This window comes from Bradyrhizobium sp. STM 3843 (genome assembly GCF_000239815.1).
Lineage (GTDB): Bacteria > Pseudomonadota > Alphaproteobacteria > Rhizobiales > Xanthobacteraceae > Bradyrhizobium.
On record NZ_CAFK01000054.1, the window covers coordinates 39,173 to 49,166 of the forward strand.

A 9,994-nucleotide genomic window follows, 5' to 3' on the forward strand; every position below is an offset into this window, starting at 1 on the left:
CCTCAAGTCGCCGGCTGCATCACGCCTGACGAGACGTCGTCAGCAGCCTGACCGGCGCGCGTGCCGGTCTGCCAGATTGCCGCCTTGCGCTCGATCCACCGGATCGCGGCATTGAAGGCGATCGCCATGAACAGCACGAGAAGAACGCCGGCAAACACGTGCGGGCTGTCGAGGATCGTACGATAGCGCGAGATCAGATAGCCGATGCCGGCAGAGGAGATCAGCATCTCCGAGACGACGACGCCCACGATCACCAGCGCGCCGCCGACGCGCAGACCTGATAGCACCGTCGGTATCGCGGCCGGGATGATGACGCGGACCAGCCGCTGGCTCAGCGTTGCGCCCATGCTGCGCGCCGCAAGCAGGAGCTGCGGATCGATGGTCTGGATGCCGGCGGCCGTCGCGAGCATCGTCGGCAGGAAGCCGTAGATCGAGGCGAACGCGATCTTGGATTCGGATCCGATACCGAGCCACACCGTGAAGACGGGATAGAGGATCACGAGCGGTACCGCATAGAGGCTGGACACCATCGGCATGATCAGGATGCGCGGGCGCGGCAGGCTGCCCACGATGGCACCGAGAAGAATGCCGCCGCCGCAGGCGAACGCCATGGAGACCAGGACTTCATAGAGCGTTACGACAAGCGCATGACCGTATTCAGCAGCCTCCGTCCATCCGGCCATCAGCGTCGCCGACAGCGGCGGCAGGAACAGCTCGGGAATGAGACCGGTTCGCGGCAGAAGCTCCCACAGCGCAATCAGGCCGATCACGATCAGATGTCGCAGCGTCTTCGCACTTAGCCTCATGCTCATCTCCGCCTCACGCCGATTTGCGGATGTGGCGCCAGATGCGATCGCGCAGCGCGCCGAAGGCGTCGCCACTGAGCATGTCGTAAGTGCGCGGCCGCGGCAACTGGACCTGGAGATGATCGACGATGCGACCGGGCCGCGCCGACATCACGATCACCTCGTCGGCGAGATAGACAGCTTCGGTAAGGCTATGCGTGACGAAGACGACCGTTTTGCCGGTCGCCGCCCAGATGCGCAGGAGTTCGTCACCCATGGTCATGCGCGTCTGCTCATCGAGTGCTGCGAACGGCTCGTCCATCAGCAGCACCGGCGGGTCCTGGACCAGCCCCCGCGCGATCGAAACGCGCTGCTTCATGCCACCGGACAATTCGTGTGGATGGCGCCTGCCGAAGCCATCGAGGCCAACCAACTTCAGCGCGTCCTGTGCCCTGGCCCGGCGTTCGGCCTTGGGCACGCCACGCAATGCCAGCGGAAACTCCACATTTTCTTCCGCCGTCAGCCATGGAAACAGGCTGGGCTCCTGGAACACAACGCCGACCCTGTCCGGGTCCGGCTGCGGCATCGGCGCGCCACTGACGGTGATCGTGCCTGAGGTCTGCTGACGAAGCCCTGCCATCATCATCAGAAGTGTCGACTTGCCGCAACCGCTTGGGCCGACCAGCACGGCGAAACGTCCCGGCTTGATCTCGAGCGAGACGTCCTCAAGCGCGACGACGTCCTGGGACCGGGTCTTGAAGACCTGGCCGACATTCTTCACCTCGATCGCGCCGGCGCGGCCGGGAGGCTTCAACGGCGTCACTTTCGCCAATGGCTGCATCGCGTTTCTACCCATCTGACAAGCTCGTTGAAGGTCATGGCGATCGCGGCGACCATGACGACCCCGGCGAGGAGCTGCTTCATCTGGAAGTTCTCGCCCCAGGTCGCGATCTGGTGGCCGATGCCGTCGCGCGAGGCGTACATCTCGGCGAGGATCACGCCGGTGAGATTGAAGATCATCGAGATCCGCAACGCTTCGAGCAGAACCGGGAGCATACTCGGCAGATAGACCCGGAACGCAGTCTGCATCGGCGTGGCGCCATAGGAGCGCGCGACTGTGAGATGCTCGACCTTGATGGACTCCACGGCAGTCGTGGTCGACATGATCACGATGAAGATGGTGGAGAAGAAGCCGAAACCGACCTTCTCGGCAAAACCGACCCCAAACACCAGGATGAACATCGGCAGAAAGATCGACTTCGGGATGCTGAAGGCGAAAAACAGCAGGGGCTTGGCCACCTCAGCGAAATAGCGATTCTCCGCAACCAGGAAACCGATCACCGCCCCGAAGGGAACTGCCAGCGCGAACGCGGCCAGGACTTCGGTCGCGGTCACCATCAGATCCTTCTGCACGGAAGAGCGCCGGAGGAGTTCGACGAGCGTTGCGCAGGTGTCGGAGGCCGACGGCAGCAGACGCGGATTGACGATGCCGGTGCGGGACAACACCTCCCACAGCCCCAGGACCGCGATCACGATCGCGATCCTGGCAAGGATGATGGCGAGCCTGTTCTGCATGTTCACGGCTTGGTCGGAACCGGCTTGAACCTGGTCGAGATCACGTCCTCGACCGGGACGATATCCTTCAGCCCGCCGAGCTTGGCGAGGTCGAGCGACAGTTGCACGGCTGCCGTCACATTGTCGGCGCCCATGTTGCCATCGGTTTCGAGCTTCATGATCGTGTTGTCATATTCCATGCCAGCGATCTCCGGCGGCATCTCATAGAGCTCGGCGATCAGTTTGACCGTGACGTCGCGATTGGCGCGCATGAACGCGACCGCGCCATAGAGCGCGTTCAACGCCTTCTGCACCATCTCCGGCTTGGCCTCGGCAAACTTGTCGAGCACGATCCAGCCCGCAGTGAGGTTCGGCGGGACCGCAGTCGCGTAGTCGAGGATGGTGCGCGCCTCACCGGATTTGGAGATCTGGAAGCTCAGCGGCGAATAGACCACGGCCGCCTCGACGTTGCCGGCCAGCAAATTCGGCACCAGGCCGCCACCCCCGACCGGGACGCGGGTGAAGTCGATCTTCCTGTCCTGGATGGTCCACAGCGCCAGCAGGTCAGAGCCAGAGCCGGCGGCCGTGATCGCAACTTTCTTGCCGTTGAGATCCTTGACGTCGAGCGTCGACTTGGTAGGGACCATCAATTGCCAGCCAAAATTGCCCATCGAGGCATTGGCCACAATCCTCGACATCACACCCTTCTTCCGTCCGGCTGAGACCAGCGACGGCGGATCGAGAATGATGTCGGCGGCACCGGCGGCCATACCCTCAAACGTCTCGGCTCCGCTTCGGTAGACGGTCAGCTCGGCCTGGATGCCTTCCTTCTCGAACAGCTTCTGCCGCACCGCCGTCTCGGCGATCGTCGTCGGCCAGTAGGTCTTCGTGGGCAGGCCAACGCGAATGGTTTCGGCCGCGCTCGCAGGCCCAGCAAGAATTGCGGCGACGACGAGTGACATGAGCGCATGACGGCGATTGATTTTCATTGTTCGTTTCCTCCCGGTCTTTGCTTCTTGCTTTGCTTCTTGCTTGCCGGATCTTTCCGGATCCTCAGGGTCCGCCGCTGACCTCCGCAATTCGCGACGCGGCGAGTTCGACAAACTCCTTGGTGATGCCGAAGTGCTTTGACAATGCGCGAACTGCCGCATCCGCATCGCGTTTGATCACGGCAGCCACGATGGCCCTGTGTTCCGCCTCGACGTCACGCCGCTTTCCGACCGCTCTGCGGAGCGCGAGGCGCCGATACCTCTCGCTTTGCTCGTGCAGCACATCACGGAAGCCGAGCAGCCATGGCGAGCCACAGGCATTGACGAGTGCACGATGGAAGATGCGGTGGCGGACGACCCACTCCTCGTAATGCACCGTCGGATCGTCCGGATAGTGATAAGGAACGGCTTTCAGGTCTGCCCAAGCGGACTTCACCGACGCGAGCCAGGCCTCGCCGCCCCGCTCAATCGAGCGGCGAAGCGCGAGACCCTCGATGTCGATCCGGGTCTGCGTCACGTCGGCGAGATCAGCGAGCGACACCGGGCTCACCCGGAAACCGCGCTGATCGGACGCCTGCACGAGCCCATCGGCAACCAGTCGAGAAAGGGACTCGCGCACGGCGGCAAGGCTCACGGAAAACTGCTTGGCCAGCCCCGCAATGTGCAGCTTCTGACCGGGAAGCAGACGTGTCGCCAAGATATCGGCACGCAAGCGTTCATGCAGGGCCGAGGTCAGGCTGCGGGGACCATCGCCGGAGCTTCCGGACATATGAAACTGAAGCGGACCCATTTTCAGATGATCGCAAGAGAGCCCGCCCAGGTCAATATAAAATCGAAAATCGATTTTTTAACCTCAGAAGCCGACGTCGCCGCGAACAGAGTTTGATCAAACGCAAGGTGGCTGCCTTGCCACTGCGCCAATCTGTCATTGCACCCGATCACGACGGTCGAAGGACGCCAATGTTTCAGATTCGAATTCACGGTCGCGGCGGACAGGGCGTAGTCACGGGAGCCGAGATGCTTTCGGTCGCCGCCTTCTGCGAAGGACGCCACGCCCAGGCCTTCCCCAGTTTTGGATCGGAGCGCACCGGCGCGCCGGTCGTCGCCTTCTGCCGGATTGCCGACCAGGCGATCCGCTTGCGTGAGCCCGTCCTCGAGCCGGATTGCCTGATCGTCCAGGATCCGACCTTGTTCAAGGTGGTCGATGTGTTCGCCGGCCTGCTTGGCGACGGGTATCTGCTCGTCAACACCAACAAGAGCTTTGCCGAACTTCACCTCGACGCGACCGTCAATCGGCTGCCCAAGGGACACGCCGTGATCGTGCCGGCAACCGAATTGGCGCTGAAACATGTCGGACGCCCGGTGCCGAATGCCGCCCTGCTCGGCGCCTTTGCCGCCCTGACCCGGTTCGTCCATATCGACAGCGTCAGGCGCGCGATCGAGGAGGCGTTTCCCGGCAAGGTCGGCGCCGCCAATGTCGGCGCGGCGGTGGAAGCCTACGAATTCGTCCTGTCGCAGCAACACGCCGCCAGTGCGGCGTAGACGGAGTCCGCGATGCTCAAGCAAATCGAGGGATCGCACGCGATGGCCGAGGCCATCGCGCTCTGCAGGCCCGAGGTCGTCTGCGCCTACCCCATCACGCCGCAGACCCATATCGTCGAAGGCCTCGGTGAACTCATCAAGACGGGCAGCTTGGTCGATTGTGAATACATCAATGTCGAAAGTGAGTTCGCTGCGCTTTCGGTCGCGATCGGCGCGTCCGCTGCCGGTGCCCGGGCCTATACGGCGACGGCCTCACAAGGGCTGCTGTTCATGATGGAGGCCGTCTACAATGCCTCTGGCCTTGGCCTGCCGATCGTGATGACCCTTGGCAACCGCGCCATCGGCGCCCCCATCAATATCTGGAACGATCATTCCGACGCGATGTCGGCGCGCGATTCCGGCTGGCTGCAGCTGTTTGCCGAAACCAACCAGGAAGCTGTCGATCTACACATCCAGGCCTTCAGAATCGCCGAAGAGCTGTCAATGCCAGCGATGGTTTGCGTCGACGGCTTCATCCTGACCCATGCGGTGGAACGGATCGACATTCCCGACCAGGCGACCGTCGATGCCTATCTGCCGCCCTATGATCCCGTGCAGGTGCTCGATCCCGCAGCTCCGATCTCGATCGGCGCGATGGTCGGGCCCGACGCCTTCACCGAGGTCCGTTTCCTCGCGCACTACAAACAGACCCAGGCGCTCGGGCTCATTCCCGAATTCGCCCGCGAGTTCGCCGAGAAATTCGGGCGCGAATCCGGCGGTCTGCTGCGCTGCTATCGCACTGAAGATGCCGAGTTGCTGGTGGTCGCGATGGGGTCGGTCTGCGGCACCATCAAGGACACGATCGATGAGATGCGCGACGACGGCATCCGCATCGGGCTCGTAACTATCGTCTCGTTCCGCCCGTTTCCGGTCGAAGCGTTGCGCACCGCGCTTGCGGGCACCAAGGACGTCGTCGTGGTCGAGAAGAGCGTCGCCGTCGGCATGGGCGGCCAGCTTGCAGACAATGTCGGCGTCGCGTTGCGCAATCTGGCTCGTGCGCCGCGGCTGCATTCGGCCGTGGCGGGGCTCGGCGGCAGGCCGATCACACGCGCCTCGCTGCATCATCTGTTCCGGCAGGCCACCGTGCAGCCCTGGGAGGGCACACATTTTCTCGACCTCAACGAGCGCGTGGTGGGCCGCGAGATCCATCGCAAGCGCAAGAGCCGCCGTTCGGGACCGACAGCCGAAAATATTCTGCGCCAGCTCGCCATCGCGTCCGGCCTGCCGGCCGCCGAGTGAGGTCGCCCCAAAGGTTTAGCCGAGGAACATGTCATGACCAATCCCGTCGCGACACTCGCCCCCGAGGACGCCGTCCAGAAGCTGAAATATTATCAGAAGGGCACGTTCACCGTCGGAAACCGGCTGGTCGCGGAAGCCGAGCGCTCGGTTCAGGCCTCGCGCGATCGATCCAATGCGTTGACCTGCGGACATCGCGCCTGTCAGGGGTGCGGCGAGGCGCTCGGCGCGCGCTACGCCATTGACGCGGCGATGCGTGCCACCAACAACAACCTGATCGCTGTCAACGCGACCGGGTGCCTGGAAGTTTTCACCACACCTTATCCGGAGACGTCATGGCAATTGCCCTGGCTGCATTCGCTGTTCGGTAACGCGGCCGCGGTCGCAACCGGCGTCGCGGCGGCGATGCGCGTGAAAAAGCGCAGCGACGTGCGCGTGATCGCGCAGGGTGGCGACGGCGGCACCACCGACATCGGCTTTCAATGCCTGTCGGGCATGTTCGAGCGCAACGATGATGTGCTCTACATCTGCTACGACAACGAAGGTTACATGAACACGGGGGTGCAACGCTCCTCCGCGACGCCGCCGACCGCCCGCACCGCGACGACGCCGGCGGTCGGGCCCGAGCCGGGCAATGTGTTCGGGACCGGCAAATCCGTGCCGCGCATCGCCGTCGCCCACCAAATTCCCTATGTCGCCACGGCGACGGTCGCCGATCTGCATGATCTCGAGCGCAAGGTCATCAAGGCGATGAGCATTCACGGCGCCCGCTATATCCAGATCGACGTGCCCTGCCCGCTCGGCTGGGGCGCGGCGTCACAGGATACGATCCGCCTGGCGCGGCTTGCCGTCGAATGCGGCCTCTATCCGATCTTCGAGGCGGAGCATGGCAAGGTCACGCAGGTGCGAAAGATCCGCCGCCAGGTGCCAGTGGAAGACTATCTGAAGCTGCAACGCCGTTTTGCACACCTTTTCCGAGGCGACCGCGAAGACCCCCGCGTGGCGCGACTGCAGGCGATCTGCGACGCCAATATCGCGGAATACGGCTTGGTCAACGCGGCGGCCGACGAAGAGTGAGGATCGCGATCATGGAACATCCCTTTGCCATTACCCTTGATGTCGGCACCTCGCTCATCAATCACACCGGATCCTGGCGCACGCTGCGGCCCGAATATGTGCATCGGCTGCCGCCCTGCAATCACGCCTGTCCGGCCGGAGAAGACATCCAGGGTTGGCTCGCTTACGCCGAGAGCGGCAACTACGAGGCCGCTTGGCGCGCGCTGACGGAGAACAATCCGCTGCCCGCGATCATGGGGCGGGTCTGCTATCACCCGTGCGAAAGCGCCTGCAACCGTGCGGCGCTCGATTCCGCTGTCGGCATCAATTCCGTCGAACGCTTCTTGGGCGACCTCGCAATCAAGAACGGCTGGTCGTTCAAGCAGACCGCACAGCCGTCCGGCAAGAAGGTGCTGGTGGTCGGCGCGGGCCCGTCCGGCCTGTCGGCGGCCTATCATCTGGCGCGGCTCGGCCACAGCGTAACGATCAAGGAGGCCGGTCCGCTGCCGGGCGGCATGATGCGTTTCGGCATTCCCAAATACCGCCTGCCGCGCGACGTGCTGGATGCGGAAGTCAAGCGCATCACCGACCTAGGCGTCGACATCGAGTACAATGCCAAGGTCACCAATATCAGCGAGGCAATGGCCGAGGGCGGGTTCGATGCGGCCTTCCTGGCCGTCGGCGCTCATATCGCCAAGCGCGCCTACATTCCGGCCGGAGAAGCCGCCAGGATCCTGGACGCAACGCTGGTGCTGCGCTCGATGGAAGGCGAGGACAAGCCGCTGCTCGGCCGGCGCGTCGTGGTCTATGGCGGCGGCAACACTGCGATCGACGTCGCGCGCACCGCCAAGCGGCTCGGCGCGGAGGAAGCCATCATCGTCTACCGCCGCACCCGCGAGAAGATGCCGGCCCATGATTTCGAACTGGAGGAAGCGCTGGACGAAGGCGTGATGATGAAATGGCTGTCGACCATCAAGAATGTCGAGGCCGGATCGATCACGGTCGAAAAGATGCAACTCGACGACAAAGGCTTTGCGCAGCCGACCGGCGAGTTCGAGACGCTCGAGGCGGATTCCGTCGTGCTCGCGCTCGGTCAGGACGTCGATCTCTCATTGCTGGAAGGCATCCCCGGCATCGACGTGAAAAATGGCGTGGTCCAGGTCAGCCCCAACATGATGACCGGCGTACCCGGCATCTTTGCCGGCGGCGATATGGTGCCGTCGGAACGCACCGTCACGGTGGCGGTTGGGCACGGCAAGAAAGCCGCTCGCAACATCGACGCCTGGCTGCGTGGCGATGCGCATGTGGCGGCGCCGAAACACGAGATCGCCACGGCCGACAAGCTCAACACCTGGTATTACGGCGAGGCGCCGAAGACGCTGCAGCCGATCCTGGAGACCGCGCGTCGTACCTCGACCTTCGAGGAGGTCGTCAAGGGACTGGACGAGAGCAACGCACTCTATGAGGCGCGCCGCTGCCTGAGCTGCGGCAACTGCTTCGAGTGCGACAATTGCTACGGCGTATGCCCCGACAATGCCGTGATCAAGCTTGGCCCAGGCAACGGCTTTCAGATCAACCTCGATTATTGCAAAGGCTGCGGCATCTGCGCCCAGGAGTGTCCGTGCGGCGCGATCCGAATGGTCCCGGAAGCGATCTGAGAGATTGACGATCTCCTGAGTGCTGATTTCGATGTTCTCTGCGAACCTCTGATAGGCCTAGCGCCGCCGCAGGTCAGACGGGCTATGCCCAAATTTCTTCCGAAACACCGTACTGAAGTGCGATGAACTGCTGAATCCGAATCGATAGGCGACTTCGGTGACCGAAAGCGAACGCAGCTCCGGCCGTGTCAGGACGTCGTAGCATCGGTGCAGACGACGATCCGTGATCCACTCCGAAACCGACATGTCCGTCAGGCGAAAAAGATAATGAAGATGCCTCAACGAGACGCCGTTGCTCTTCGCAATCGTCTCGAGCGAAAGATCGGGATCGGTGAGATGCTGCTCGATCCAGGCCTTGACCGAGCGCAGACGGCTCTTCTGTGCGGTGGCATCCTCCGAGAGTTCGTCCCTATCACCCATGTCGAGCGCAAGTGCGAGCACATCCATCAGCTCAGTGCCAAGGCGGGATCTGACGGTCTCGTCAAGCGATGATCCCTCGGCTGCGATGGTCGCGCAGAATTCTGCGGCAATGCGGCCAAGCCCACGCCCGGTCGGGATGGTCATCGCAACGGGAAGCTTGCTCTCGCTGAATCGCGCCGCGAATTCCTTGCGCGGGATCTCCAGATAGAGCGACCGGACCTTCCCCACGCATTCCAGATCATAGGCCTCGGAGGCCGAGAAGATCGCGCCGACACGGGGATTGGATAGCAGCGTCTGACTTGCCTGGAGGATGTTGACCTTCCCGCGCTGTACGAACTCGACATAGTAACAATCCTTGTCGAGCTTCGCGATGTGTCGCTCGCGCCGCGTGATCCTCTGCTCGGACAACAGTACGTCCGTCATCGTCACCGTGCCGAACCGCGCTTCCCGGATGAAGCCTTCATAGTCGGAGCGCCGTTCTGCGTTGACGTCGACGTGCACATAGACGTCGCAAATGGCATCCTGCCAAGCCGCGTAGCGCTTGGACGGCTCCAACTCATCCGTCGTGAACACCAGATCCATTGGTCGCCCTTGCTGCAGGTGCGAGACCCTTGCGCGTTGCACAAATCCGCAAGCAATCAAATTCTAGAGTTCCATCCGCGCTGCGCAAGCGAACTTTGCGCGCAGACGCAAAAGCTTTGCGCTCCCGGGCAAG

The 9,994-nt window shown here is 62.9% G+C and carries 10 protein-coding genes; 4 read left to right on the forward strand and 6 right to left on the reverse strand.

Annotated features, from left to right (window positions below; all coding sequences use genetic code 11):
- Positions 1 to 2 precede the first annotated feature (2 nt).
- From BRAS3843_RS07920 to BRAS3843_RS07940, 5 genes are all read right to left on the reverse strand, one after another.
- Positions 3 to 806 (reverse strand): ABC transporter permease, encoded by an 804-nt coding sequence (locus BRAS3843_RS07920; RefSeq protein ID WP_139024767.1) that lies wholly within the window; start codon positions 804 to 806, stop codon positions 3 to 5.
- A 13-nt stretch (positions 807 to 819) separates the two neighbouring features.
- Positions 820 to 1,641, reverse strand: coding sequence for an ABC transporter ATP-binding protein (locus tag BRAS3843_RS07925; protein WP_008968284.1), 822 nt, complete (start codon positions 1,639 to 1,641; stop codon positions 820 to 822).
- Positions 1,605 to 2,360: an ABC transporter permease gene (locus BRAS3843_RS07930; RefSeq protein WP_035981093.1), complete on the reverse strand. Its 756-nt coding sequence runs from the start codon at positions 2,358 to 2,360 to the stop codon at positions 1,605 to 1,607. The genes BRAS3843_RS07925 and BRAS3843_RS07930 overlap by 37 nt, the downstream gene beginning before the upstream one ends.
- A 2-nt stretch (positions 2,361 to 2,362) precedes the next feature.
- A complete protein-coding gene (locus BRAS3843_RS07935; protein ID WP_008968286.1) occupies positions 2,363 to 3,328 on the reverse strand; it encodes an ABC transporter substrate-binding protein in 966 nt (321 codons plus the stop codon).
- Positions 3,329 to 3,392: 64 nt separating this feature from the next.
- The gene (locus BRAS3843_RS07940; protein WP_035981095.1) at positions 3,393 to 4,097 is read right to left on the reverse strand and encodes a GntR family transcriptional regulator; all 705 of its coding nucleotides are present in this window, start codon (positions 4,095 to 4,097) and stop codon (positions 3,393 to 3,395) included.
- Positions 4,098 to 4,288: 191 nt separating this feature from the next.
- Between BRAS3843_RS07940 and BRAS3843_RS07945 the strand changes: the two genes are divergently transcribed.
- The 4 genes from BRAS3843_RS07945 to BRAS3843_RS07960 are packed head-to-tail and all read left to right on the forward strand — an operon-like array spanning position 4,289 to position 8,859.
- Entirely contained in the window at positions 4,289 to 4,870 is a 582-nt protein-coding gene (locus BRAS3843_RS07945) for a 2-oxoacid:acceptor oxidoreductase family protein (protein WP_035981088.1), read from the forward strand.
- A 12-nt stretch (positions 4,871 to 4,882) separates the two neighbouring features.
- Positions 4,883 to 6,148 (forward strand): transketolase C-terminal domain-containing protein, encoded by a 1,266-nt coding sequence (locus tag BRAS3843_RS07950; RefSeq protein ID WP_008968290.1) that lies wholly within the window; start codon positions 4,883 to 4,885, stop codon positions 6,146 to 6,148.
- Between the two features lie 33 nt (positions 6,149 to 6,181).
- A complete protein-coding gene (locus BRAS3843_RS07955) occupies positions 6,182 to 7,222 on the forward strand; it encodes a thiamine pyrophosphate-dependent enzyme (protein ID WP_008968291.1) in 1,041 nt (346 codons plus the stop codon).
- Between the two features lie 11 nt (positions 7,223 to 7,233).
- A complete protein-coding gene (locus tag BRAS3843_RS07960) occupies positions 7,234 to 8,859 on the forward strand; it encodes an NAD(P)-binding protein (protein ID WP_035981090.1) in 1,626 nt (541 codons plus the stop codon).
- Between the two features lie 57 nt (positions 8,860 to 8,916).
- Here the strand turns inward: BRAS3843_RS07960 and BRAS3843_RS07965 are convergent, their stop codons facing one another.
- Positions 8,917 to 9,861: a helix-turn-helix domain-containing protein gene (locus tag BRAS3843_RS07965; protein WP_008968293.1), complete on the reverse strand. Its 945-nt coding sequence runs from the start codon at positions 9,859 to 9,861 to the stop codon at positions 8,917 to 8,919.
- Positions 9,862 to 9,994 lie beyond the last annotated feature (133 nt).